This window comes from Mycobacterium sp. P4_H6, from assembly GCF_056400845.1.
The window spans coordinates 15,515-39,455 of the sequence record NZ_JBFUKN010000043.1 but is presented as its reverse complement, the minus strand read 5'-3'; the positions used below and the strand labels follow the sequence as shown (position 1 = coordinate 39,455).

General features: G+C 67.4%; 24 protein-coding genes. 8 read left to right on the top strand and 16 right to left on the bottom strand.

The features are described from left to right. The first annotated feature begins 29 nt into the window (after window positions 1-29). A complete protein-coding gene (coaA, locus tag AC1DTF_RS18470) occupies window positions 30-962 on the top strand; it encodes a type I pantothenate kinase (RefSeq protein WP_057165670.1) in 933 nt (310 codons plus the stop codon). Here coaA and AC1DTF_RS18465 read toward each other — a convergent pair. The 4 genes from AC1DTF_RS18465 to AC1DTF_RS18450 form a co-directional block, all read right to left on the bottom strand. Next, entirely contained in the window at window positions 934-2,409 is a 1,476-nt protein-coding gene (locus AC1DTF_RS18465) for an NAD(P)/FAD-dependent oxidoreductase (protein ID WP_477475105.1), read from the bottom strand. The genes coaA and AC1DTF_RS18465 overlap by 29 nt on opposite strands. 77 nt (window positions 2,410-2,486) lie before the next feature. Continuing rightward, on the bottom strand, window positions 2,487-2,897 hold the full coding sequence (locus AC1DTF_RS18460) for a hypothetical protein (protein WP_477475104.1): 411 nt from the start codon (window positions 2,895-2,897) through the stop codon (window positions 2,487-2,489). Window positions 2,898-3,142: 245 nt separating this feature from the next. Next, window positions 3,143-4,501 carry a hypothetical protein gene (locus AC1DTF_RS18455; protein ID WP_477475103.1) on the bottom strand — a complete coding sequence of 453 codons (1,359 nt, stop codon included), beginning with the start codon at window positions 4,499-4,501 and terminating at the stop codon, window positions 3,143-3,145. Window positions 4,502-4,506: 5 nt separating this feature from the next. Beyond that, window positions 4,507-5,304, bottom strand: coding sequence for a (2Z,6E)-farnesyl diphosphate synthase (locus tag AC1DTF_RS18450; RefSeq protein WP_057165666.1), 798 nt, complete (start codon window positions 5,302-5,304; stop codon window positions 4,507-4,509). Between the two features lie 56 nt (window positions 5,305-5,360). Here AC1DTF_RS18450 and trhA point away from each other — a divergent pair, with 56 nt between their 5' ends. Beyond that, window positions 5,361-6,134, top strand: coding sequence for a PAQR family membrane homeostasis protein TrhA (gene trhA, locus AC1DTF_RS18445; protein WP_082613985.1), 774 nt, complete (start codon window positions 5,361-5,363; stop codon window positions 6,132-6,134). A 1-nt stretch (window position 6,135) separates the two neighbouring features. On the opposite strand, the gene AC1DTF_RS18440 is transcribed toward trhA, so the two are convergent. From AC1DTF_RS18440 to mca, 4 genes are read right to left on the bottom strand one after another with little or no spacing between them, the layout of a single operon-like run. Further along, window positions 6,136-6,504: a nuclear transport factor 2 family protein gene (locus AC1DTF_RS18440; protein ID WP_057165665.1), complete on the bottom strand. Its 369-nt coding sequence runs from the start codon at window positions 6,502-6,504 to the stop codon at window positions 6,136-6,138. 10 nt (window positions 6,505-6,514) lie between these two features. Beyond that, window positions 6,515-8,518 (bottom strand): thioredoxin domain-containing protein, encoded by a 2,004-nt coding sequence (locus AC1DTF_RS18435; protein WP_477475102.1) that lies wholly within the window; start codon window positions 8,516-8,518, stop codon window positions 6,515-6,517. Then, window positions 8,502-8,759, bottom strand: coding sequence for a hypothetical protein (locus tag AC1DTF_RS18430; protein WP_057165663.1), 258 nt, complete (start codon window positions 8,757-8,759; stop codon window positions 8,502-8,504). Before AC1DTF_RS18430 ends, AC1DTF_RS18435 begins: the two co-directional genes overlap by 17 nt. Next, entirely contained in the window at window positions 8,756-9,622 is an 867-nt protein-coding gene (mca, locus tag AC1DTF_RS18425; RefSeq protein WP_057165662.1) for a mycothiol conjugate amidase Mca, read from the bottom strand. Before mca ends, AC1DTF_RS18430 begins: the two co-directional genes overlap by 4 nt. A gap of 95 nt (window positions 9,623-9,717) precedes the next feature. Between mca and AC1DTF_RS18420 the strand changes: the two genes are divergently transcribed. The 3 genes from AC1DTF_RS18420 (at window position 9,718) to AC1DTF_RS18410 (ending at window position 11,543) form a co-directional block, all read left to right on the top strand. Further along, the gene (locus AC1DTF_RS18420) at window positions 9,718-10,143 is read left to right on the top strand and encodes a DUF4307 domain-containing protein (RefSeq protein ID WP_082613984.1); all 426 of its coding nucleotides are present in this window, start codon (window positions 9,718-9,720) and stop codon (window positions 10,141-10,143) included. A gap of 204 nt (window positions 10,144-10,347) precedes the next feature. Further along, the gene (gene greA, locus AC1DTF_RS18415) at window positions 10,348-10,842 is read left to right on the top strand and encodes a transcription elongation factor GreA (RefSeq protein WP_057165661.1); all 495 of its coding nucleotides are present in this window, start codon (window positions 10,348-10,350) and stop codon (window positions 10,840-10,842) included. A 35-nt stretch (window positions 10,843-10,877) separates the two neighbouring features. Further along, window positions 10,878-11,543 carry a GOLPH3/VPS74 family protein gene (locus tag AC1DTF_RS18410; RefSeq protein WP_477475101.1) on the top strand — a complete coding sequence of 222 codons (666 nt, stop codon included), beginning with the start codon at window positions 10,878-10,880 and terminating at the stop codon, window positions 11,541-11,543. On the opposite strand, the gene AC1DTF_RS18405 is transcribed toward AC1DTF_RS18410, so the two are convergent. From AC1DTF_RS18405 to AC1DTF_RS18380, 6 genes are all read right to left on the bottom strand, one after another. Then, complete coding sequence (locus AC1DTF_RS18405; protein WP_057165659.1) at window positions 11,540-12,712, bottom strand: cystathionine gamma-synthase; 1,173 nt, start codon at window positions 12,710-12,712, stop codon at window positions 11,540-11,542. The genes AC1DTF_RS18410 and AC1DTF_RS18405 overlap by 4 nt on opposite strands. 80 nt (window positions 12,713-12,792) lie before the next feature. After that, entirely contained in the window at window positions 12,793-13,848 is a 1,056-nt protein-coding gene (locus AC1DTF_RS18400; protein WP_477475100.1) for a hypothetical protein, read from the bottom strand. Between the two features lie 159 nt (window positions 13,849-14,007). Beyond that, a complete protein-coding gene (locus AC1DTF_RS18395; RefSeq protein ID WP_477475099.1) occupies window positions 14,008-14,868 on the bottom strand; it encodes a DUF2189 domain-containing protein in 861 nt (286 codons plus the stop codon). 99 nt (window positions 14,869-14,967) lie between these two features. Beyond that, a complete protein-coding gene (locus AC1DTF_RS18390) occupies window positions 14,968-15,594 on the bottom strand; it encodes an RDD family protein (protein WP_057165657.1) in 627 nt (208 codons plus the stop codon). A gap of 154 nt (window positions 15,595-15,748) precedes the next feature. After that, the gene (locus tag AC1DTF_RS18385; RefSeq protein WP_057165656.1) at window positions 15,749-17,143 is read right to left on the bottom strand and encodes a cystathionine beta-synthase; all 1,395 of its coding nucleotides are present in this window, start codon (window positions 17,141-17,143) and stop codon (window positions 15,749-15,751) included. Window positions 17,144-17,172: 29 nt separating this feature from the next. Further along, entirely contained in the window at window positions 17,173-18,219 is a 1,047-nt protein-coding gene (locus tag AC1DTF_RS18380) for an alpha/beta hydrolase (protein WP_477475098.1), read from the bottom strand. Window positions 18,220-18,413: 194 nt separating this feature from the next. Between AC1DTF_RS18380 and AC1DTF_RS18375 the strand changes: the two genes are divergently transcribed. The 3 genes from AC1DTF_RS18375 to purT are packed head-to-tail and all read left to right on the top strand — an operon-like array spanning window position 18,414 to window position 21,854. Then, entirely contained in the window at window positions 18,414-19,367 is a 954-nt protein-coding gene (locus AC1DTF_RS18375; RefSeq protein ID WP_057165655.1) for an SGNH/GDSL hydrolase family protein, read from the top strand. A gap of 47 nt (window positions 19,368-19,414) precedes the next feature. Continuing rightward, complete coding sequence (locus tag AC1DTF_RS18370) at window positions 19,415-20,632, top strand: acetyl-CoA C-acetyltransferase (RefSeq protein ID WP_477475097.1); 1,218 nt, start codon at window positions 19,415-19,417, stop codon at window positions 20,630-20,632. Between the two features lie 19 nt (window positions 20,633-20,651). After that, window positions 20,652-21,854, top strand: a complete 1,203-nt coding sequence (purT, locus tag AC1DTF_RS18365; RefSeq protein ID WP_477475096.1) for a formate-dependent phosphoribosylglycinamide formyltransferase — start codon at window positions 20,652-20,654, stop codon at window positions 21,852-21,854. A gap of 44 nt (window positions 21,855-21,898) precedes the next feature. On the opposite strand, the gene AC1DTF_RS18360 is transcribed toward purT, so the two are convergent. Beyond that, window positions 21,899-22,750 carry an endonuclease domain-containing protein gene (locus AC1DTF_RS18360; RefSeq protein WP_477475095.1) on the bottom strand — a complete coding sequence of 284 codons (852 nt, stop codon included), beginning with the start codon at window positions 22,748-22,750 and terminating at the stop codon, window positions 21,899-21,901. Window positions 22,751-22,963: 213 nt separating this feature from the next. Beyond that, a complete protein-coding gene (locus AC1DTF_RS18355; protein WP_057165651.1) occupies window positions 22,964-23,812 on the bottom strand; it encodes a Bax inhibitor-1/YccA family protein in 849 nt (282 codons plus the stop codon). Between the last annotated feature and the right edge of the window lie 129 nt (window positions 23,813-23,941).

The window sequence follows — 23,941 nt, the reverse complement described above, 5'->3', positions numbered from 1 at the left end:
CAGTCAACGTTAGATGCAAGACTGGCGATATGCCGCGGCCCAGCGAGCCGAGCCCATATGTGGAGTTCGACCGGACCCAATGGCGCTCCCTGCGTATGGCGACGCCGCTCGCACTGAACGAATCCGAGTTGACCGGCCTGCGCGGTCTGGGTGAGCAGATCGACCTCTTGGAGGTCGAAGAGGTCTACCTGCCGCTGGCCCGGTTGATCCACCTGCAGGTCGCCGCCCACCAGCGGCTGTTCGCCGCCACCGCGGAGTTCCTCGGTGAGCAGCACAACGACCGTCCGGTGCCCTTCGTCATCGGCGTCGCCGGCAGCGTGGCCGTCGGTAAGTCGACCACCGCACGCGTGCTCAAGGCACTGCTGGGACGCTGGGAGCACCACCCGCGCGTCGACCTGGTGACCACCGACGGTTTCCTCTACCCCAACGCTGAGCTGCTACGCCGGAATATCATGCACCGCAAGGGTTTCCCGGAGAGCTACGATCGCCGGGCCTTGATGCGCTTCGTCACCGCGGTGAAATCGGGCGCCGACAAGGCTTGTGCGCCGGTGTATTCGCACCTGATCTACGACATCGTGCCGGGCGAACAGCAGTTGATCCGGCAGCCAGACATCCTCATCCTCGAGGGTCTCAATGTGCTGCAAACCGGTCCGGCGCTGATGGTCTCGGACCTGTTCGACTTCTCGCTCTATGTCGACGCGCGGGTCGAGGACATCGAGCAGTGGTACATCTCCCGGTTCCTGTCGATGCGGGCCGGCGCGTTTGCCAACCCGGCGTCACACTTCCACCACTACTCGACGCTCACCGATGATCAGGCGGTGTTCGCCGCCCGCGACATCTGGCATTCGATCAACCGTCCCAACCTGATCGAGAACATCCTGCCGACCCGGCCACGCGCCACCCTGGTGCTGCGCAAGGACTCCGATCACTCCATCAACCGGCTGCGACTTCGGAAGCTCTGACCTCAGATTCCAGCGGTCCACAGCGGATGCCGAGCCGTTTCTGCAGGGTGTCCAGGGTCCGGCGGAACTGCTCGCGCTGCGCTCGATGGGTCCGCAGGAATCTCAGCCCGGCAGCGGTGCGCCGGTGCCACGGATACCACCGGTCGAAGTCCAGCCCACACTCGCTGAACACCTTGGCGGGCAACTCGTCGGCGATCACGCTGAGGTTGTGCTGAACCAGGGTGAACATCGCGAACGCCAGAGCGGGCTTGCATCGCTTCTGCAGCTCGTAGAGATCCAGCTCGTAGAGCGCCGCACTGTTCAGCTTGTCCTGGAACATCAGATGTGTCATGAAATAACCGGCGTAGGAGGTGAGATGCATGGTGGCCGAGCGGGTGTTGATCGACAGCACCGAGCCGTCGGCCGACGTGTACGGCTCGTAGGGCAATTCGTCGACCGCGAGGTAGCCGGTGCAGTTCACCAGCCAGCTGCCGGGTTGGATCGGCCTCGTGCCGTTGCGCAACACCAGCTCGACGGCACCGTCTCGATCCACCACGTCGACGAGGTGGTCCATCACCACCTCGTTGACACCGGCTGCGACAGTGCGGCATTCAGCCTCGGACAAGACGCCGAGCATGAAATTCCCGGCTTGCGGTGTCGGGCAGGTGCCGTGGGTCTGCCGGTACCACTGCGCCACCTCGGCCTCGTTGCTGCCGTCGAACCTCCGGCCGAACTCCGACCCGAGACCGCTGACGAGTTTCCCGCCCCACCACCGCCGCGCACCGGCGGGAAAGAACTGGTCACGGTTGGTGAAAAAAGTCCCCGACCCGGCCACCAGGTTCACCTCACGGCCCGGGAACCGGGTGATGAGCGCGTGCGCGGTGTCCATCGCGGTCTTACCACTGCCGATGATCCATACCGGTTTGTCGCTGCCGGCGATCTCGCCCGATCGCACATCGCAGTAGTCCGGCGATACCGACCTGACGCTGTCGCTGGAAACCGACAGCGGCTCATTGGGGTTGAGACCGAACCCGTAGGCCTTGATGAGACGTGTCGTCTCGATCACGCGTTCCTCGCCGGTGTCGGACCGGCACGTGATGCGGACTCCCCCATCTGGTCCCGCGGTGTCGGACAGCAATGACCAGCCGTACCGTTGGTCGACCTGTACCCGCTGCCCGATCTGGTCGATGCAGTGCTCGAAGTGATCGAGTACCTCGTCTTTGGTGGCCAGATATCCGGGATCCCGGTCCAGCGTCCACGGGATGTTCCCGGCGGTGAACATTCCGTGCGGTTGGTGCAGGCGCACGTACGGGTAGACGTCCACCCACATACCGCCGGTGCGCTTTCGGCGATCCAGCAGGATCACCTTCTGATCGGGCCGCAGATAGCGACTCGCGACGAACAGGGCGTTGATACCGGTGAGCCCGGCACCGACGATGCAGACATCGCAGGATTCAGTAGCGACCACGGCAGCCTCCTCGGACGTGCCTTTTACTGTGAACCCGTTCCGCCGCGCCGTCTTGAGTACCGGGCTACTCGGTTTTCCTAGGCGGCGAAGCGGCGCAGACCGACGTACTGCAACTCGGCCATCACCAGGGTGTACAGGCCGGTCACCACCACTGCCGCGATGCCGACACCGGTCAGCGGGAACATGCCGGTGAGGATCACCGCGGCGGCGATGACGGTGCACACCAGATTGGCGATGACGGTGGCGATGCCGCCGGGGCGCACCCGGTCCAGCGCGGCCAGCGCGAGCACGACGACGCCGTAGACCACCGAGAAGACACCGACGCCGTGTTCGACGGCGACGGGCAGACCGGTGGTGTCGGCGGCCGCTTGGGCGCCGGCCAGCAGGGCGACGCCGATGACGCCGACGATGACCGCGTCGGCGCGCATGGCCAGGCGCAGGAATGCGTCGGGACGGGTTGATACGGCGGGGACGGTGATGGCGGACATGGATCTTCCTTTCACATGCTGTCGATGAGTTTCTTGACCGGTGCGGGACGCCACCGCGTGCCTCGACACCCGGGCACCTGCACCCCGGATGCGCGGGACGTCCCGCGCCGGTTGGCCGGAAGAGCTTCTGACCCCTTCGACCCTGCCCTCCGACGCGCTGCCAGTTCGACGCCGGATGCTGCCAATCACTGCCAACGGCAGGTCACGCCGATGCGGCCGAGGAGAAGTGGCCTCGGGCGCAGAGGTCAGCGGGCGTGTGCCGGCAATCCGCCGCGCAGATCGGCAGCGATGACGCGGGCCGCCGCGTTCTGCCAGTTGTGCAGGGAACGCTGCGGCACCTCGGTGACCAACCACTGCCAGGCCTGGCGGGCCACCGGGTCGAGTCCGGCCGCCGTCGCGTTCTGCGCGTAGGCCCGTACCCCGACCACATACGGGAAGTAGAGCGAGTTGTAGTACCGCCACTGCTCACTGGTGCCGAAGTCGTTGCCGTCGCGCGGTTTGAGCGCGGCGATACGGTCGGCGAGCAAGGCCTTCAGTTCGTTGGCCCGTTCCAGCGGCTGATCCGCGGCGCCGCGGGCCGCCAGCCGCTCGTCGATTGCCGGTAGCTCGGTCAGCGGGCTGGCGACGAGTTTGGACAGGTCGCCGTAATGCCCGAGCGCGCGCCGGGTCAGCCGGGCGAAGGTGTCATCGTCGACGTCGTGCAGCGGGTTGGGTGACCGCAACGGCAACGCGGCCTCGGTGCTGCGCAGCGCGGCCCGCTCGGCGCGCAGGGCGGGTGAGCGGGAGAACGCCAGCCGGTCCAGCACACCGGCGAGGGGGTCGGCCAGCACGTTGATCGCGATGGCGATGCCCAGGCTGGTGAACAGCAGCACGGTCAGCGCGGTCGACGCGGACGGGCCCGCGACCGCCAGTCCGATGACCGCCTGACCGCCGAACAGCACCGCGACGGCGGCCGTCGCGGTGAAGGACCGAAGCATGTCCGCGCGCAGCGCCTGTCCCTCGTCGAAGGCATCCCAGAGCGCCACCGCGATACCGAGCAGTGCCACGTCGAAACCGGTGGAGGCCAGCGCCAGCGCGCTGGGCAGCAGTCCCAGCGGGATGATGAGGATCACGTTGGCCAGCGCGAAGAACAGAGTGGCCACCAACACGAAGCGCACCACCGGCACCGGTTGGGCCGGACGCAGCATGGCGGTCACCATGGCCCCCAGCGACGGCAGCGAGACCGCGGCGAACATCAACCAATGCCCGAGCCGCAGCGGTCCGTCGACATCGCCGGCCAGGGCCGCGCCGGTGAAGGCCACCGCGGCGACGCCGCCCACCAGAAGGATCTCCCGAATCCGGCCGCGCCAGGTGTCGGGGGGCCGGGACAGTTCGACGAGCACCGCGAACCAGGCGATCCCCGGCAGCGCCATCAGGTAGATCTCGATGCGGCCCAGCACGTCCGACTCGGTGACCACCCGCACCGCGTCGAGCGCCACCACCGCGGCGAAGCTGGTCAGTCCGGCGGCCGCCAGCACCAGCACCGGCTTACGCGGGTCCCGCGCGAGGAGGTAGAGCCCGAGCCACCAGCTGAGCGCGAACACGATCGCCGAGAGGCCCGCCATCGCGGTTACCTGCCGTGCCTGCGGTGCCGCATGGTGTAGTCGCGCAACGCGCGCAGGAAGTCGACCCGGCGGAACGCCGGCCAGTGCGCTTCGGTGAACCACATCTCCGAATATGCGCTCTGCCACAGCAGGAATCCGGAGAGACGTTGCTCACCCGAGGTCCGGATGACGAGATCCGGATCGGGCTGACCCGAGGTGTACAGGTTCTCCGAGATGGCTTCGACGGTCACGGATTCGACGAGTTGCTCGGCGCTGGCGCCGTTGGCCAGTTGCTTGCCCAGCAGCCCGCGGACCGCGTCGACGATCTCCTGGCGTCCGCCGTAGCCCACGGCGACATTCACCTGCAATGCGCCGGGTGCGGCCGAGCCCACCGTGCCCTCGACCGCGTCCCGCAGCCGGCGGGCCGGCTCCTCGCCCAGTAGTTCCAGGTCACCGACGGTGCGCACACTCCAGCGGTTGGCGGGATCGCAGATCTCCTCGACGACATCGGTGATGATGTCGATCAGCGCGCTCAGCTCGTCGGGGTCCCGCTGGAGGTTCTCCGTCGAGAGCAGATAGACCGTCGTCAGCTCGATGCCGGCGGCCTGGCACCAGCGCAGCATCTCGGCGATCTTCGCCGCGCCCTTGCGGTAGCCGTAACTGACATCGTCGAACCCGGCGTCACGCGCCCAGCGGCGATTTCCGTCACACAACACTGCGATGTGGCGCGGGAGCTCAGACCTGGCCTGCGCCAACTCTCTACGCAACCGCAGTTCGTAGAGCCGGTAGGCCGGCTCCTTGAGTCGCGGCGGAATGATCTCCACAGCCAACAAGACTACTGTGACGATCAGGCTATTCCGTGCCACTCAGGGGAGGTGACATGTCGGAAGCGAAAAGCACAGCGGGATCGCGCATTGAACCCGAGACGATCGACTCGAGCCGGCCGTACCGGTCAGCAGCTGTGCATCAAGCCGAAGATCTGCCCGAGGCTTTCGCAGACGGCGTCGCACAATTCCTCGGCCGGCCACGCGCACGCGGCTGGATCCATGTGTACTCGGCGTTCGTCGCGTTCGTCGCCGGCGCCGCGCTCGTCGCGGTGTCGTGGTCGCTGGAGTCGACGCAAGCCGGTCTGGCGACACTGCTCTACACGTTCACCATCGTGGCGATGTTCGCCGTGAGCGGTGTCTACCACCGGGTCACGTGGACGAATCCGACGGCACGCAAGTGGATGAAGCGCCTCGACCACTCGATGATCTTCGTCTTCATCGCGGGCAGCTACACCCCGTTCGCCTTGCTGGCGTTGCCGTCCGAGAAAGGCTGGCTGCTGTTCTGGATCGTCTGGGCCGGCGCCTTCGCGGGCGTGCTGCTGAAGATGTTCTGGCCGTCGGCCCCCCGCTGGGTGGGTGTGCCGCTCTACTTGCTCCTGGGCTGGATCGCGGTGTGGTTCATCGGGCCGATCATGGACGGCGCCGGCGTGGCGGCGGTGGTGCTGTTGATCGTCGGCGGCGCGCTCTACAGCGTCGGAGGGGTGTTCTACGGCCTCAAATGGCCCAACCCGTGGCCGACCACGTTCGGCCACCACGAGTTCTTCCACGCCTGCACCGCGGTCGCGGCGCTCTGCCACTACATCGCGATGTGGTTCGCGGTCTTCTGACCTACAGCTGGGTGATGTCGGCCGGGCCCCAGAACGCCCGCATGGACGTGATCTGGCCCTCGCTGTTGAACGCCATGATTTCGATGGGTTCGATGCGCATCGCGCCGCCCACGGTGATGGCGAAGACGAACGCCGCCTCGCTGCCGCCGGCGCGGAATGACAGCAGCTCGGTCGTCACCTCGACGCCTTCGACGTTCTTGTAGAACCCGGCGATGGCCTGGCGCCCGATGTGCACCTCGCCGCCGCCCACCGGATCCTCCAGCGTGGCGTCCTCGGCGTACAGCGCGGCGACGTCATCGGCGCTGCCACTGGCGGCGGTGTCCAGGTAGCGCTGGACGAAACCTTGCAAGACATCCGGCTCGAAGCTCATGTGCGGCAGGCTACACGGAAGGCCTCGGGGCAGTTGGAGAAAGCGCGGTAGCGAGATCCTGCACGGTGGTCACGGGCAGATCGCAGACCCGTCCGCGGCACACATAGGCGGCATCGCGCCCACCCACCCGGTCGCGACCGGCCAGCAACTCCGATGAGTCCACCGGGCCTCCGACGACCACGGCTCCCCCGGGTGCGAGCCGGCGCGCAGCAGCCAGCAGCTCCGAGTGCGCGGGGTCGCAGGCCACCGCGATCTGGATGGGTCCGCGCACCGCGGCCTCGGCAACGGCGAGCCAATGTCCGCCCGAGCGTGGAACTTTGGCCAGCACGGTGGTGGCGGACGCGAGCGTGGCATCGGCCGCTGCGCCGTAGCGCGCGTCCCCGGTCAGGTGCGCCGCCAGCTGCAGCGCCTCGGCGATCGATGACGCCCCCGACGGGGTGGCGCCGTCGAGTGGGTCCGCGGGCCGCACCATCAGCGTCTCGGCGTCGTCGGCGGTGTCGAACCATCGGCCGGGCTGCCCGGCGTCGGCAAAATGCTCCAGCACGGTGTCGAGCAGACCCGTGGCGGTGGTCAGCCAGGCCGCAACTCCGGTGAGCTGATACAGCCCGCACATCGCGGTGATCAGCGTCGCGTAATCCTCCAGGATCGCCGAGCTCTCGCCGGCCACGCCACCGAGGCTCGCGCGGCGCAGCCGACCGCCTGCCAGGTGCAGGAGCAGCAGCTCCCGCGCGCACACCGTTGCCGCGTCCAGGTATTCGGGTTTGTCCAGCGCCACCGAGGCCTCGATGAGCGCGGTGATGGCCAGGCCGTTCCAGGCCGTCACCACCTTGTCGTCGCGCGCCGGCTGGGGGCGCTGCGCGCGGGCTGCCACCAACGCCGCCCGCACCCGCTCGAAGCGCACCTGATCGTCGGGATCGGTGTGCAGTTGCAGCACCGAGCTGCCGTCCTCAAAGGTACCGGTGTCGGTCACCCCGAAAAGCGAAGCGGCCCAGTCGGCGTCGTCACCCAGGACATCGCGCAGTTGGGCCGGCGTCCACGCGTAGGTGAGCCCCTCCACCCCGTCGGAGTCGGCGTCCAGCGAAGAGGTGAACATGCCGCCGGCGCCCAGGCCGTCGATGATGAAGCGGGCCGTCTCGTCGGTGATCCTGCGCGCCAGCGGATTTCCGGTGATCCGCGCCCAGTGCGCGTAGAACCGCAGCAGCAGCGCGTTGTCGTAGAGCATCTTCTCGAAATGCGGCACCACCCAGGACGGGTCGACGCTGTAGCGGGCGAACCCACCGGCGAGCTGGTCGTAAATGCCGCCGCGCGCCATTGCCGCACCGGCCCGTTGCACCGTCGCCAGCACCCGCTCCGAACCGGTGCGCTCGTAGTGGCGCAGCAGTGCCTCCAGCACCGCCGAGGGCGGGAACTTGGGTGCTGCGCCGAACCCGCCGCGCTGCACGTCCTCGTCGCGCAGCACCGCGGCCACCGCGTCGTCGCACAACCGGGCTTCCAGCGCCGGGCCGGAACCCGGCAGGCCCGCGCTCATCGCCCGTAGTTCCCCGGCGATCTCGTCGGAGGCCTGCTCGACCTCGGCGCGCCGCTGCTGCCAGGTCTCTTTGACGGCCGAGACGAGCTGCAGGAAACCGTCCTTGGGGTAGTAGGTGCCGCAGAAGAAGGGGCGCCCGTCCGGGGTCAGGAAACAGGTCATCGGCCAGCCGCCCTGACCGGTCAGCGCCACGGTGGCATTCATGTAGATCGCGTCCAGATCCGGACGCTCCTCGCGGTCGACCTTGATACAGACGAAGTCGTCGTTGACCGCCGCGGCGACGTCGGCGTCCTCGAAGGATTCGTGGGCCATCACATGGCACCAGTGGCAGGCGGCGTACCCGATGGACAGCAGGATCGGCACATCGCGGGCGGCCGCCTCGGCCAGTGCCTCCGCACCCCACTGCTGCCAGTGCACCGGATTGTCCGCGTGCTGGCGCAGGTAGGGGCTGGTGGACCCGCCCAGGGTGTTACCCCTTGGCGTCACCCTTGAACTCACCTGTCGTGCCCTCGTCGACGGCCTGGTCGGGCTCGGGATGCTCCGGGTCGAACGACTCCGGCAGCCGCTTGAGGTGCCGGTTCATCGACCACACCAGCGCGAAGGTGCCGATCAGCAGCAGCACCAGCACCAGCAGACCCACCGGGCTGGCCTTGCCGAAGTCGGGGCCGGTCTGACGCGGCCCCTCCTCGGCCAGCAGGCCGGCGGCGATCAGGAGTAGGTCAGTCATGTTTTGATCCCTGCGAAGAGGTCGGTCTCGGGCAGCTGCACCGGTATGCGGGACCGTGCGAGCTCGAATTCCTCGGTCGGCCACAGCCGCTGCTGCCACTCCATGGGCGTGGTGAAGAAGAAACTCTTCGGGTCGATCTGGGTGGCATGCGCGAGCAGGGCGTCATCACGCTGGGCGAAGAACTTCGCGCACTCCACCCGGGTGGTCACCCGCGACTCGATCACGTCCTCCTCGGCGTCCCAGTTCTCCAGCCACTTCGCGAACGGGCCGTCCTGGCCGTGCTTGGCGAACTCGTCCTGCAGCACCTGCATCCGCTGCCGCAGGAAACCGTGGTTGTAGTACAGCTTGGACACCGCCCAGGGTTCCCCGGCGTCGGGGTAGCGCAGGTAGTCGGCCGCGGCCTCGTACGCGGCGACGGACACCTCGTGGCACCGGATGTGATCCGGGTGCGGATACCCGCCGTTCTCGTCGTAGGTGGTCAGCACATGCGGGCGGAACTCGCGGATCACCCGCACCAGCGCCTCGGTCGGCCCGTCCAGCGGCACCGTGGCGAAGGAGCCCTCCGGCAGCGGGGGCAGCGGGTCGCCCTCGGGCAGGCCGGAATCGACATAGCCCAGCCAGCGGTGTTCGACACCCAGGATCTCGGCGGCCTTGGCCATCTCGTCACGGCGCACCTCATGAATGCGTCCGTGCACTTCAGGGATGTCCATCGCCGGGTTCAGGATGTCACCACGTTCACCGCCGGTGAGGGTCACCACCATGACCCGGGCACCTTCGGCCGCGTAGCGGGCCGTGGTGGCCGCTCCCTTGCTGGACTCGTCATCGGGGTGGGCGTGTACCGCCATCAAGCGCAATTCAGTCATCGTGTCTCATCCAACGAGGCGTCCCTCTCGCGTATGCCCACCGCTCTATAGTTCCAGCTGTAGTGGAACCAACTGACCGACGGGCACCCTTAACCTTGACCATCGAGCGTCCCACCGCCCGTTACGGGCGGCAGAAACTGTCCCGCCGCACCCGCCGCCGAGTGGTGATCGGACTGTTCCTGCTGATTGTGACGGCAGGAGTGGTGATCGCGCTCATCGCCTTCCAGCGGTTCGGGACCGGCGATGTAAAGGGCGAGCTCGGCGGATACAAGATCGTCGACGACGAGACCGTGGCGGTGACGATCACCGTCACCCGCTCCGACCCGTCGGTGCCCGCGGTGTGCATCGTGCGTGCCCGGTCGATCAACGGCGACGAGACCGGCCGCCGGGAGATCCTGGTGCCGCCGTCCACCGCGTCGTCGGTGGTGATCGACGCCGTGGTCAAGTCCACCAAACCGCCGGTCGTCGGCGATATCTACGGCTGCGGAATCGATGTGCCGGCCTATCTGGTGGCGCCCTAGAGACGTCCGCGCGACCAACGGCGAACTGCTAAATCGTGAAAACGCGTTGACACGGCGGTGGTAAGCTTGGCCGATACACGGTTCCGGCTGGAACCGTGTATTGCTGCATTAGCGCGCTGCCACAGCGCCTGCGATCGCGGCGATACACGACCTTCCCACGCGATACAGCGCGCGAGAAAAGATCAACGACAGGAGCGCGAGGACATGACCGATACCCAGGTCACCTGGCTGACCGAAGAGGCTTTCGACCGTTTGAAGGCGGAGCTGGACCAGCTGATCGCCAACCGCCCCATCATCGCCGCCGAGATCAACGACCGCCGGGAAGAGGGCGACCTGCGCGAGAACGGTGGCTACCACGCCGCCCGTGAGCAGCAGGGCCAGGAAGAGGCGCGCATCCGTCAGCTCCAGGAGCTGCTGAACAACGCCAAGGTCGGCGAGGCACCCAAGCAGTCCGGCGTCGCGCTGCCCGGTTCGGTGGTGAAGGTCCAGTACGGCGATGACAAGGACGACACCGAGACGTTCCTGATCGCGACCCGCCAGGAGGGCGTCAGCGACGGCAAGCTCGAGGTGTATTCGCCCAAGTCACCGCTGGGTGAGGCGCTGCTCGACGCCAAGGTCGGCGACACCCGCAGCTACACGATTCCCAATGGCAGCACCGTCACGGTGACCCTGCTCAGCGCGGAGCCGTACCACTCCTGAGGCAGTCCGCCGCGGCGGGACGATAGGTTTCTCCGGTGGCCCAGATCGCCGAGGACCTGTTCCTGCTGCTGCTCGACAATGCGTCGGCGCAGCCCGGGCTGGACCGACAGCGCAGGCGCCGCGTTCTCGGCGCGGCCACCCTGCTGGACCTGGCTTGGGCCTGCCGTATCCGGCCGGCCGTCGATGGTGAGCCGGTCGAATCGGGTCGTCTTGTCGCGCTGACCGGCTCGGGACCATTGGATCCCGTCACCGGACCGGCGTGGGAGCTGCTTTCGCAGCGGCCGCTGCGGCCGTCCTCGGCCATCGCCAAGTTGAGCAGGCACGCCGAGGATGATCTCGTCGTACACCTGGAACGCGGCGGGCAGATCCGGCGGATCCCGTTGCCGTCCAAGGGGTTCAAGAAGGAAACAGCGTTTCCGCTGCTGACCCGCAACCGCGTCGGCCCGGCCCGCGCGGCGCTGCTGTCCGCATTGTTCGACCGGCGCCCACCGACCCCGCCGATGGCAGCGATCATCTCGCTGCTGCATGCCACCGACGGTCTGGGCGCGCTGCTGAGCCTCAACGACCGCGGCTGGCGCTGGGTGCATGCCCGGGCCGGTGAGATCGCCCTGGGCAGCTGGGTCGACGAGTCGCCCACCGCGCTGCCGGAGGTCAATCTCGCCGTCACGGTGTCCGCGCTGCGGCCCGCGCTGGGCTCCTAGCGCAGCGCCTGCTCCAGATCGCCGAGTAGGTCGGCGGCCTCCTCGATACCGACCGAGAGCCGGACCAGATCCTCGGGCACCTCGAGCTGCGAGCCGGCGGTGGAGGCATGCGTCATCGCACCGGGATGCTCGATCAGCGATTCCACCCCGCCCAAAGATTCAGCGAGAATGAAAATCTCCGTTCGGGCGCAGAAATCCTGGGCGGCGGCGCGCCCGCCGCGCAGTCGCACCGACACCATGCCGCCGAAACCGGACATCTGCTTGGCCGCCACCTCGTGGTTCGGGTGGCTGGGCAGACCGGGATAGAGCACCGAGTCGATCGCCGGATGCTCGGCCAGGAACTCGGCCACCTTGGCGCCGTTCTCGCTGTGCCGCTGCATGCGCAGCACCAGGGTCTTGAGGCCCCGCATGGTCAGGTAGGCGTCGAACGGTCCGGGGACGGCGCCTGCGCCGTTCTGCAGGAACGCGAACGCGGTGTCGAGTTCCTCATCGCTGGTGAGCAGTGCACCGCCCACGACGTCGGAATGACCACCGATGTACTTCGTGGTGGAGTGCAGCACGATATCGGCACCGAGGGTCAGCGGCTGCTGCAGCGCCGGTGAGGCAAAGGTGTTGTCCACCAAGAGCTTCGCACCCGCCCGGCGGGAGATCTCGGCGATCCCGGCGATATCGGCGATCGACAGCAGCGGGTTGGTGGGCGTCTCGACCCAGACCAGCTTCGTCTGATCGGTGATCGCGGCGGCGACCGCATCCAGATCGGTGAGCGCCACCGGCGAGTAGCGAATCCCCCACTGGGTGAACACCTTGTCGATCAGGCGGAAGGTGCCGCCGTAGGCATCATCGGGGATGACGACGTGATCGCCGGGACGCAGCACGGCGCGCAGCACACAGTCGGTGGCCGCCATGCCCGAGGCGAAGGCGCGGCCGTAGTCGGCCTCTTCCACGGCGGCCAGGGACGCCTCCAGCGCGGCGCGGGTCGGGTTGCCGGTGCGGGCGTACTCGTAGCCGCCGCGCAGGCCGCCCACGCCGTCCTGGGCGAAGGTCGAACTGGCATAGATCGGGGCATTGACGGCGCCGGTGGCCGGATCGGGCCGGAACCCGGCGTGGATGGCCCGGGTCGCCAAACCCTGCCACCGGTGTGCGTCATGTGCGGAGCGCTGTTCACCCATGCGGACAAGGGTAGTGGGGTCCGTACAGACGAAACGGGGTGGACCGGTACCGGCCCACCCCGCTCCCTTGCGCTATGCCGCTACGGCGTCAGCGGCGCAACCTGTCCGCCGGTCAGGCGCCGGAAGGCGTAAACCTCGAACAGGATCGCGACCGGTGCGGCCACGATGATGCCGATACCGCACAGCAGCGATCCGACGAAGATGATCACCGCGAACAGCAGCCAGGCGATCAGCACCTGGACGAAGTTGTTCTTGGTGATGTCGATGCTCGTCTTGATCGCGTCGATGGCCGAGAGATTGCGGTCCAGCAGCGCGACGGTGGTGAAGAACGCGAAGATCGACACGATCAGGCCCGGCAGGTAGCACAGCGCGTTGCCGATCGCGGTCGCGATGCCCACCAGCACGGTGGCGATGATGACGGGGCCGATGAGCCGCGGCTTGAAGAACGAGCCCGCGGTGACCGGAACACCGTTGGCGATATCCAGAATGCCGCTGATGTATGCCGACGAGATCGCCGCCAGCAGCACCAGCAGGATCAGGCCGCCGAGGGCGAGCACGATGAAGCTGGCCACCCCGAATCCGGCACTGTACTCGTAGCTGAAGCCCGAGTCGTAGGAGTCATAGGTGGTCACGCCACTGGGCGCCAGCGCGAAAGCCAGGCCGTAGACGATGCCGCCGACGATGCCCACGATGAGCGCGTACACCAGCGTCGGGATGATCAGCGCAGCCGCGTTCTTGCTGAACTTGTTCCATGCCCAGGAGAACGCGTCACCGACGGCGAACGCCGGGCCGGCGCCGGGCCCACCGGGGTACCCCGCCGGTGGATAGCCACCGGGCGGCGGGTAGCCGCCCTGCGGCGGTGGGGGCGCGTAGCCGCCCTGCGGCGGAGGCGGCGGTGGGTAACCACCCTGCGGGGGCGGCGGGTAGCCACCTTGCGGAGGCGGCGGGTAGTTGCCCTGGGGCGGCGGGGGGTAATCCCCTTGTGGCGGCGGGTAGTTGCCCTGCGGGGGCGGGTAGTTCCCCGGCGGCGGGTAGTTGCCGGGCGGCGGGTAGCCGCCCTGAGGCGGAACGTTCTCGGGAGGCGGCGGGAATCCGCCGGGCGGTGTGCTGCCCGGCGGAGGAGGCGGTTGAGTCATGTCACCTTCTCGTGAGATTTGAACTACTGACGACGCAACACCGTCCCCGGGAGACGAGACCCGTGAACCGGCGCTCGGGGTGAGCCTATGTCTTCATGATCAAGTGAGCGACTGTCCGGCGGTTTTCGCGCGGCACACCGGGAGCGCAGTGCACCCTGCTCATTCCGGCCGCGGGTCGGGCGTCGGCGGCGCCAGGTATCCGCCGGTGAGCCTGCGGTAGGCGTACACGGTGACCAGCGCGCTGACCGGGTAGGCGACGACGAGACCGACCACGCACGCCACCAGCCCCAGGAGCGTGATGCCGACGGTGGCCAGCCAGGTCAGCGCCACCGGGCCGAAATTGGCCTTGGCGATGGCAAAGCTCGTTCCCAGACCGTCGGTGCCCGAAATGTTGCGGTCCAGAATGGCAACCGTGGTGAACAGCAACATGATCGTCGCAATGACGCCGGGCACGATGCACAACAGGGCGCCGAGACCGATGATGATGCTGGACAGGACCGACGCGATGACGACGTCGATGACGTTGCGGGGCTTGAAGAACGACCGTATCTCCACCGGTTGCCCGTTGGCGATGTCGATCATGCCGTTGAGGTAGGCGGATTGGGCCACCGCGACCACGACCGCGGTGGCGATGACCCCGAGGACGGACACCACGACACCGGTCAGATCGAACGAGAAGCTCGCGTCGTAGCCCGCATCGATGGACGAATTCCCCACCGCACCGAAGCCGTTGGACACGGCCTGGATGCTGAACTGGGTCACGCCATAGATCACCCCCAACACCAGCGTCGGAATGAGGATTGCCGGGGAGTGCGCGCTGAACTTGTTCCACGCCCACGAGACCGCTTCGCCGACACGGTAGGCGGGCGCACTGAACGCGGGTGCCCCCGGGACGGGATACCCGGGCGGCGGGTAATTGCCTTGCGGCGGCGGGTAATTGCCTTGCGGTGGTGGGTAGCCCTGCGCCGGGATGCGCTCCTGCGGTGGCCCGAACTCTTCCGGCGGTGGTGGTTGAGTCATGTCACCTTCTCTTCGCGTTGCGGCTGATAGTGAAACACCGGCCCGCAGCGGTCAATCCGCGGGCCGGCGCTTCCGGTGATCCTGATACTGCGGCTGATGTCAGAGCGGCAGACAGACGGTTTTGATGATCTTGTCGGCGATCGTCTGGCGCTTGGCGTCCCACAGCGGGAACAGGTAGCCGATGTAGCAGATGACGGCGTCCACCACGTGCGCCAGCTGCCGCACGATGGACATACCGAATCCGATTGGCTGCCCGGTACTTTCGCTGACCACCTTGAACTTCAGGATGCCCTTGCCGATGCTCGACCCCGTCGTTCCCTGCCGGTAGCCGTAGTTCCAGATGATGTAGGCAAGCGCCAGAATCCAGGTGATGGCGAACGACACCTGGCCCAGCGTCGAGGCACCGGTGGCGCAGAACTCGCCGAGGTCGTATTCCGAGGAGTCGGTGACGCACACCGTTTCCCGGGTTCCGATCAGCAGGCCGTAGCCGATGCCCTCCAGGATCGCCACCGGGAGGATGTCGATGATCCACGCCAGGACACGGGTCAACCACGGTGTGTAGGCCTCTTTGGGCAATCCCCCACCGGGCGGCGGACCGCCGTACCCACCGCCGGGAGGCGGAGGCGGGAATCCGCCCTGCGGAGGCGGCGGGTAACCACCGGGCGGCGGCGGAGGCGGAGGAGGCGGCGGGTAATTCCCGGGAGGTGGTGGCGGTTGCTCTGTCATTGGCGCCTTCCAGGTGAGGAAATTAGCTGGCTCTGCGGCGAGTAACCCTACCTGAGAACATGCTCAGATTGGCGTCGCTCACGCCAACTTCATCAACTGGATACGGCGCAGGCGAAAACCTGTTTGCCAACGCAATCAGTGTCATTCACACCGGTCAACGGTGCGAGGCGCCCTCGGACAGCGATCCCAACAGGTCGTGCCGGGTCAGCACGCCGATCGGCTTGCCGTCCTCGACCACCATGACGGCGTCGCAGTCCCGCAGTTCTTTTGCCGCGGTACCGAGTAGTTCGCCGGAACCGATGAGCGGCAACGGGTCACTCATGTGCAGCGCCACGGCATCGGCCAACTTTGCTCGACCTTCGAAAACCGCTGAGAGCAGTTCCCTTTCGGACACGCTGCCGGCGACCTCGCCGGCCATCACCGGCGGCTCGGCCCCGACCACCGGCATCTGCGACACCCCGTACTCGCGCAGGATGCTGATGGCGTCGCGCACCGTCTCGGATGGATGGGTGTGCACCAGGTCCGGCAGCGCACCGGACTTGCGGCGCAACACCTCTCCGACGGTGACGTCCTCGACCGAACCGTCCAGCCTGCTGCGCAGGAAGCCGTAGGACGACATCCAGGCGTCGTTGAAAACCTTGGACAGGTAACCGCGCCCACCATCGGGCAGCAACACGACCACCACCGCGTCGGGCCCGGCCTCCTCGGCCACCTTCAACGCGGCGACCGCGGCCATCCCGCACGATCCACCGACCAGAAGGGCCTCTTCGCGGGCCAGTCGCCGGGTCATCTCGAAGGAATCCGCGTCGGAGACAGCGATGATCCGGTCCGGGATCGCGGGATCGTATGCGCTGGGCCAGAAGTCCTCGCCGACGCCTTCGACGAGGTAGGGGCGACCGGTGCCGCCGGAGTACACCGAGCCCTCCGGGTCGGCGCCGATGACCTGCACGCGGCCATCCGACACCTCTTTGAGGTAGCGGCCGGTGCCGGTGATGGTCCCGCCGGTGCCCACGCCCGCGACGAAGTGCGTGATCTTGCCGTCGGTGTCGGCCCAGATCTCCGGACCGGTGGTCTCGTAGTGGCTCTCCGGGCCCATCGGGTTGGAGTACTGATCGGGCTTCCAGGCCCCGTCGATCTCCTCGACCAGACGATTGGACACGCTGTAGTAGCTCGCCGGGTCGTCCGGGGCGACGGCGGTCGGGCAGACCACCACTTCGGCACCGTAGGCCCGCAGCACGTTGCGCTTGTCCTCGCTGACCTTGTCCGGGCACACGAACACACACCGGTATCCGCGCTGCTGGGCAACCAGGGCCAGCCCGACGCCGGTGTTCCCGGAGGTGGGCTCCACGATGGTGCCGCCGGGCTTGAGCTCGCCGGATGCCTCGGCGGCGTCGATCATCTTGATCGCGATGCGGTCCTTGGAGCTACCGCCCGGGTTGAGGTACTCGATCTTCGCTGCGACCAGGCCTGATCCCGGTGTGACGACCGAGTTCAGCTGGACCAGCGGGGTATTGCCGATGAGCTCACTGATGTGCCTGGCGATACGCATGCCACCATCGTCTCAGGCCGCCGATCAACTCACCACGTGGCCTCTCGAATGTAGTCACCGATCTGGCGCAGCGAGCGTGTTGCTTCGCCGACGATGGGTGAACACAGCTGGAACACATGCATCTGACCGGGCCAGATACGGACCTCGACCGGGACACCTGCCTCGGCCAGCATCCGGGCGGCCTTCCGCGCATCGTTGAGCAGAACCTCGGACCCGGAGACGTGGATCAGGGTGCGCGGCAGACCGGGCTCGATGTGATCCAGCGGCTCGTAGACCTCTTCGCCCTGACGCTTGGCGGCGCCGTCGATCATGTCGACGAGGGCCTCGAACGCCTTGGGCGGGAACATCGCATCGGTGCGGGCGTTCGGGTGCTGGGTGCGGTTCGTGTTGTCGATCTCGAACAGCGGGGACATGGTGACGACGGCGGCGGGCATCTCGGAGTCGAGTCCTTCGGCCTGCAGTCGCTGCGCCAGCGCGAGCGCCAGGTAGCCGCCGGCCGAGTCGCCGGCGAGCACGATGTGCTCGGGGGCGTAGCCGGTCAGCCGCAGCCACTTGTAGGCGTCATAACAGTCGTCGAGCGCCACCCCGATCGAATGCTTCGGGATCATCCGGTAGTTCACGACGAACACCGGACTGTCGGCGAACCGGGACAATTCGGTCGTCAGCCTGCCGTGGGTGTTCACGCCACAGGTCAGGAACGCGCCGCCGTGCAGATAGAGGACGACGCTGCGCTTGCCGTCGGCGGGCAGCACCCCGGCCGCGCGTACCAGCTGGGCGGTGCAGTTCGGCAGGGAGATGGTGGCCCGGACCGTTCCCGGCGCCGGGCGCAGCACGCGGGCGGCGAAATCCAGCAGGCCGAACGGCCAGGGCAACTTGGGGACGTGGCTACCGATTGCCAGCGTCGGACGGATTGTCATCATGGCAACTAGCCCGGCGATCCGGCCCGCGATGCTGGCGCCGTCCTCGACGACCTCTACCGGGCGCCAGTCACCGACCGGGAATCGGCGGGATTGCCGCGCTCTAGCTGGGCTTATCGCCGCGTGCGGTGAGCCTGAGACCTTGCTTGGTGCCGTCATCGCCACCACTCCTACGCCGTTGTAGTACCCGTTGCTGATATTTACTTAGCCAACCGGGGTAACTTAGCTTGCACGCCCGTCAATACGTTCAACAATCAAAGAATCCGTTTGGTTCCGCAGTTGATACCCCACCGTGACCGCGCCCATTCGCCTGCGCGCTGACAATGCGGAAAACGGCTCTTAATATCGTTTGTGTGGGCAGTCGCGCATCGACCATCGCCCTGGCAGCCGCTGCCCTGGCCTCGACGGGTTCGGCTTATGTCGGGGCCCGCAACCTGCTGAGCGGGCAGGCCGACCAGGCCCGCCAGGTCATACCCAAGTCCTGGGACGTCCCGCCCCGCGCCGACGGCGTGTACGTCGCCGGCGGCGGTCCGGTGCAGCGCTGGACCCGCGGTGTCCCGTTCGACCTGCACCTGATGATCTTCGGCGACTCGACGGCCACCGGGTACGGCAGTTCCTGCGCCGACGAGGTGCCCGGGGTGCTGCTGGCCCGCGGTCTCGCCGAGGAATCCGGTCAGCGCATCCGGTTGAGCACCAAGGCCATCGTGGGTGCGACGTCGAAGGGTCTGTCGGGCCAGATCGACGCGATGTTCGTCGCCGGTCCTCCGCCGGACGCCGCGGTGATCATGATCGGGGCCAATGACATCACCAAACCCAACGGCACCTGGCCCTCGGCGCGCCGGGTCGGCCGCGCAGTGCAGCGCCTGCGCGCGGCCGGTGCCGTGGTGGTCGTGGGGACCTGCCCCGACTTCGGCGTCATCAAGGCGATCCCGCAGCCGCTGCGGTGGGTGACGCGCAGCCAGGGGCTGCGGCTGGCCCGCGCGCAGGCGGCCGAGGTGCGGGCAGCCGGCGGCATACCGGTGCCGTTCTCGGATCTGCTGGCGCCGGAGTTCTACAAGGCCCCCGAGGTGCTGTTCTCGCCGGACATGTTCCATCCCTCGGGTGCGGGCTACCAGCTGGCCGCCCAGCAGCTGCTGCCCGCGTTGTGTAATGCGCTGGGCGACTTCGTGTCTGACGTACCGATCGAGGCGGCGCTGGAATCGCGCACCGACGAGGGCAGCTCGCTGCTGTCCCGGATCGGCAACGTGACCCGGCTCTGGCGTCGCACAACCGGGGTCCCCGCACCCATCGTGGTGTCCGCGAGCTAGGTTTTGTGCAACACGTTCTAGATGTTTTTGAGTCCTGAGGAGCCTTCATGCCCGAAGCCGTCATCGTCGCCACCGCCCGCTCCCCCATCGGACGCGCCGTCAAGGGATCGCTGGCCACCATGCGTCCCGACGACCTGGCCTCCCAGATGGTGCGCGCCGTCTTGGACAAAGTGCCGTCGCTGGATCCCCGCGATATCGACGACCTGATGATGGGCAGCGCGCAGCCCGCCGGTGAGGCCGGCTACAACATCGCCCGCGCGGTCGCCGTCGAGCTCGGCTACGACTTCCTGCCCGGCACCACCGTGAACCGGTACTGCTCGTCCTCGCTGCAGACCACCCGGATGGCCTTCCACGCCATCAAGGCCGGCGAGGGTGACGTGTTCATCTCCGCCGGTGTCGAGACGGTGTCGCGTTTCGGGGTCGGCGCCGCCGACGGTGCGCCCAACAGCAAGAACGCCCTGTTCGACGAGGCCCAGGCACGCACCGTGAAGCAGGCCGAGGGCGACATCCAGTGGCACGACCCGCGCGAAGACGGCCTGATCCCGGATGTCTACATCGCCATGGGCCAGACCGCCGAGAACGTCGCGACCTACACCGGCATCAGCCGCGAAGACCAGGACCACTGGGGCGTGCGGTCGCAGAACCGCGCCGAGGAAGCCATCAAGAGCGAGTTCTTCGAGCGCGAGATCTCGCCGGTCACACTGCCCGACGGCACCGTCGTCTCCACCGATGACGGCCCGCGCGCCGGCACCTCCTACGAGAAGATCAGCCAGCTCAAGCCGGTGTTCCGCCCCAACGGCACCATCACCGCGGGCAACGCGTGTCCGCTGAACGACGGCGCCGCCGCCGTCGTCATCATGAGCGACACCAAGGCCAAGGAGCTGGGCCTGACCCCGCTGGCGCGCATCGTCTCCACCGGGGTGTCCGGGCTGTCCCCCGAGATCATGGGCCTGGGCCCGATCGAGGCCATCCGCAAGGCGCTGGCCAAGGCCGGCAAGACCATCTCCGATATCGACCTGGTCGAGATCAACGAGGCGTTCGCCGTCCAGGTCATCGGCTCCGCCCGTGAGCTCGGCATCGACGAGGACAAGCTGAACGTCTCCGGCGGCGCGATCGCGCTGGGGCACCCGTTCGGCATGACCGGCGCCCGCATCACCGCCACGCTGCTGAACAATCTGGCCACCTACGACAAGACCTTCGGCATCGAGTCGATGTGTGTCGGTGGCGGCCAGGGCATGGCGATGGTCGTGGAGCGGCTCTCCTGACGCCCTAGACTGCGTGCCGATGACCACTCTCGGAACACCTCTGTCCCCGCACGCCACCCGGGTGATGCTGCTCGGCTCCGGTGAACTCGGCCGCGAGGTCCTGATCGCATTGCAGCGACTGGGCGTCGAAACGATTGCCGTGGACCGCTACCCGAATGCACCGGGTCATCAGGTCGCCCATCACGCGCGCACCGTGACGATGACCGATCCGGACGAACTGCGGGCGCTGATCGAGGCCGAGAAGCCCGATCTGGTGGTGCCGGAGATCGAGGCCATCGCCACGCCGGTGCTGGAGGCCCTCGAGGACGCCGGCACGGTCCGGGTGATCCCGACCGCGCGGGCGGCCCGGCTGACGATGGACCGCGAGGGCATCCGGCGGCTGGCGGCCGAGACGCTCGGGGTGTCCACCAGCCCGTACCGGTTCTGCGATTCGCTCGCCGAGTTGCAGGAGGCGATCGACGGTGGCATCGGTTACCCGTGCGTGGTGAAGCCGGTGATGAGCAGTTCGGGCAAGGGCCAGAGCAAGATCGACGGCCCGGACGACGTCGCGCCCGCGTGGGAGTACGCGATGTCAGGCAGCCGGGTGAGCAACACCCGCATCATCGTCGAGGGTTTCATCGACTTCGACTACGAGATCACGCTGCTGACGGTGCGCGCGGTGGGCACATCCGGCGCGGTGGAAACACAGTTCTGCGAACCCATCGGGCACAAGCAGGTCAGCGGCGATTACGTGGAGAGCTGGCAGCCCCATCCGATGTCGGCCGCTGCATTGCAGAGCGCCCAGCAGATCGCGCTGGCAGTGACCGAGAACCTGGGCGGGCAGGGCATTTTCGGCGTCGAACTGTTCGTCAAGGGCGACCAGGTGTGGTTCAGCGAGGTCAGCCCACGGCCCCACGACACCGGCATGGTGACGATGGTGACGCAGTGGCAGAACGAGTTCGAGTTACACGCCCGGGCGATCCTGGGGCTGCCGGTCGACACCGCGCTGAAGTCGCCGGGTGCCAGCGCGGTGATCTACGGCGGGGTGGACGCCGAGGGTGTCGTCTTCGACGGCGTGGAGGCGGCGTTGGCGGTGCCGCACACCGATATTCGGCTGTTCGGTAAACCGGAGAGCTTCGTACGGCGCCGGATGGGTGTGGCGCTGGCCTACGCCGCCGATGTGGATGTCGCGCGCGCCAACGCCTTGGAGGCGGCCGGCCGGGTCACACCCCGGGTGCCCTAGCTGACTCTGCGTCCAGGGCGCGAAAGTGCGAGGAGGCCGCACCCTCACCGCAGAGTCAAGGTGTTGGGCGCCAACCTGTTCCATTCACGCTGCACGCGGTTGATGATTCCGGCGCGTCGCTGACCGGCCGCAACCCGGACAACGGTCCACCCCACGCCGGCGATGTAGTCGTGCCGGTCGATGTCGTACCCGAGCGTCCCCGCGTGCTGTTCACCGTCGTATTCGACCGCGAGCATGAGGTCCTCCCAGCCCATGTCGAGGAAGTACACCGGGTAGCCGTCCCACCCGAGCACCGGGATCTGGGTCCGTGGCCGAGGAAACCCCTCCTTGATCAGCATCAGCCGCAACCACGTCTCCTTGGGCGATTGACCGCCGGGGTCATACAGATTCAGCGCCGTCTTCAGCTGCGGCAGGCCTCGGGTGTGGGGGTGCCGCTCACTAAGGTTGCGCACGTCGTCGGCCTTGAAATCGGTCGCCGCGCCGAGTGCATCCAGGCGGGCGACGGCATCTCCGAACTGACCTCGGCGTCCCAGGTCGAACGCGGTGCGCTCCACGGTGGTGACGGCCATGTCGTGCATTGTCATGGTCTCGTCGGCGAGCAGCAGGTCGTGGCGGGTGAGGACGCCGCGCGGTGGTCGTGCGTTGGGCCAGATCAGTTCGACTGGGGCGGCTTCGCTGACCCATTTGGCGCCGTGCAGCGCCGCAGCAGAACTGCCGGCGATCACCGCCTGCCGACGCGACCACAGCCACGCCGCGCGAAGGCGTTGTTGCCGTGACGGATCGGTCCGCTTGCCGACGTACACATCGGGCATGACGGCGCGGTGGTATTTGCGCAATTCGTGCCGGGTGAGCGTCCCTGCCGAGATGGCTTCGCTGCCGATGAACGGTTCGTCCATATGGCCGAGGATCCCGGAGCGGACTGGTCTGCGCGCCGTCCAGATCGCGATCTGGGGATGGATCGGCGGTTGGGGATGGCGCCCCGCTTCGACTCTGCAGTGGTGGCGCAAGAGTGCGAGTAAGCCGCGCCCTCACCGCAGAGTCAGGCCCACCGACATGCGGGCATGAAAAAGGGCGCCCACGTGGTGGACGCCCTTTCTCTCGCCGACGTACTAGTCGTTGTTGAAGTAACTCAGCAGGCGCAGGATCTCCAGGTACAGCCACACCAGGGTGACCGTCAGACCCAGCGCGACGCCCCAGGCTGCCTTCTCCGGCGCACCGGCGCGGATCAGCTGATCGGCCGAGTCGAAGTCGATCAGGAACATGAAGGCCGCCAGGCCGATGCAGACCAGCGAGAAGACGATCGCCAGCGGGCCGCCGCTGCGCAGGCCGAAGCCCTCGCCGCCGCCGACGCCGAACAGGCCGAGCACCAGGTTGAGCAGCGCGATGGCCAGCACGCCGAACATTGCGGCCACCAGCATGCGGGTGAACTTGGGGGTAACCCGGATCGCTCCGGTGCGGTAGACCACCAGCATGCCGACGAAGACGCCGACGGTGCCGAAGATGGCCTGCGCGATCATGCCCGGGCCACCGGTGGAGACCAGGTTCGCGAACAGGAACGAAGCAGCGCCGAGGAACACGCCCTCCAGCGCGGCGTAGCTCAGCACGATGGCCGGGTTGTCCTGCTTACGACCGAAGGTCGCGATCATGATCAGAGCGAAGCCACCGAGACCGCCGACGAGCACGAACGGCATCATCAGGCCGGGGTTCATGGAGACCATGAAGTACGACAGGACGCCGAGAGCCGTCACCACCGCGAGGGTGATGCCCGTCTTGGTGACGACGTCGTCGATGGTCATGGGCCGGGAAACGCCGGCCTGCCGCTGATCCGGGTACTGCGTTGCGTAGGGCTCCGCCTGTACCTGCTGCGCACCGAAGCTTGCGGCTCCGGTACCGAACTGCGCGTATCCGCCCTGCCCCTTGGGCAGTGATCGGAATACCGGGTTGCTGCTTTCGCGCACCGTAGGTCCTCTCCTGAGTACTGGTGGTTCGATTGACGAACACACGTTCAACGATCAACGCTCCGAACAGGTTCCCATGCCCGGCCACTGACGACTGAGAAAGTTCTCAGGAAACGTCCAGGTTGATCG

Coding starts and splice junctions, on each gene's coding strand:
- AC1DTF_RS18380 (WP_477475098.1), bottom strand. CDS start 18,219: ATGACGGCACCAAGCAAGGTCTCAGGCTCACCGCACGCGGCGATAAGC.
- AC1DTF_RS18455 (WP_477475103.1), bottom strand. CDS start 4,501: ATGGCGGGCCTCTCGGCGATCGTGTTCGCGCTCAGCTGGTGGCTCGGG.
- purT (WP_477475096.1), top strand. CDS start 20,652: ATGACCACTCTCGGAACACCTCTGTCCCCGCACGCCACCCGGGTGATG.
- AC1DTF_RS18390 (WP_057165657.1), bottom strand. CDS start 15,594: ATGACAGAGCAACCGCCACCACCTCCCGGGAATTACCCGCCGCCTCCT.
- AC1DTF_RS18430 (WP_057165663.1), bottom strand. CDS start 8,759: ATGACTGACCTACTCCTGATCGCCGCCGGCCTGCTGGCCGAGGAGGGG.
- greA (WP_057165661.1), top strand. CDS start 10,348: ATGACCGATACCCAGGTCACCTGGCTGACCGAAGAGGCTTTCGACCGT.
- AC1DTF_RS18370 (WP_477475097.1), top strand. CDS start 19,415: ATGCCCGAAGCCGTCATCGTCGCCACCGCCCGCTCCCCCATCGGACGC.
- coaA (WP_057165670.1), top strand. CDS start 30: ATGCCGCGGCCCAGCGAGCCGAGCCCATATGTGGAGTTCGACCGGACC.
- AC1DTF_RS18405 (WP_057165659.1), bottom strand. CDS start 12,712: ATGGGTGAACAGCGCTCCGCACATGACGCACACCGGTGGCAGGGTTTG.
- mca (WP_057165662.1), bottom strand. CDS start 9,622: ATGACTGAATTGCGCTTGATGGCGGTACACGCCCACCCCGATGACGAG.
- trhA (WP_082613985.1), top strand. CDS start 5,361: ATGTCGGAAGCGAAAAGCACAGCGGGATCGCGCATTGAACCCGAGACG.
- AC1DTF_RS18360 (WP_477475095.1), bottom strand. CDS start 22,750: ATGGACGAACCGTTCATCGGCAGCGAAGCCATCTCGGCAGGGACGCTC.
- AC1DTF_RS18395 (WP_477475099.1), bottom strand. CDS start 14,868: ATGACTCAACCACCACCGCCGGAAGAGTTCGGGCCACCGCAGGAGCGC.
- AC1DTF_RS18440 (WP_057165665.1), bottom strand. CDS start 6,504: ATGAGCTTCGAGCCGGATGTCTTGCAAGGTTTCGTCCAGCGCTACCTG.
- AC1DTF_RS18385 (WP_057165656.1), bottom strand. CDS start 17,143: ATGCGTATCGCCAGGCACATCAGTGAGCTCATCGGCAATACCCCGCTG.
- AC1DTF_RS18460 (WP_477475104.1), bottom strand. CDS start 2,897: ATGTCCGCCATCACCGTCCCCGCCGTATCAACCCGTCCCGACGCATTC.
- AC1DTF_RS18400 (WP_477475100.1), bottom strand. CDS start 13,848: ATGACTCAACCGCCTCCTCCGCCGGGCAGCACACCGCCCGGCGGATTC.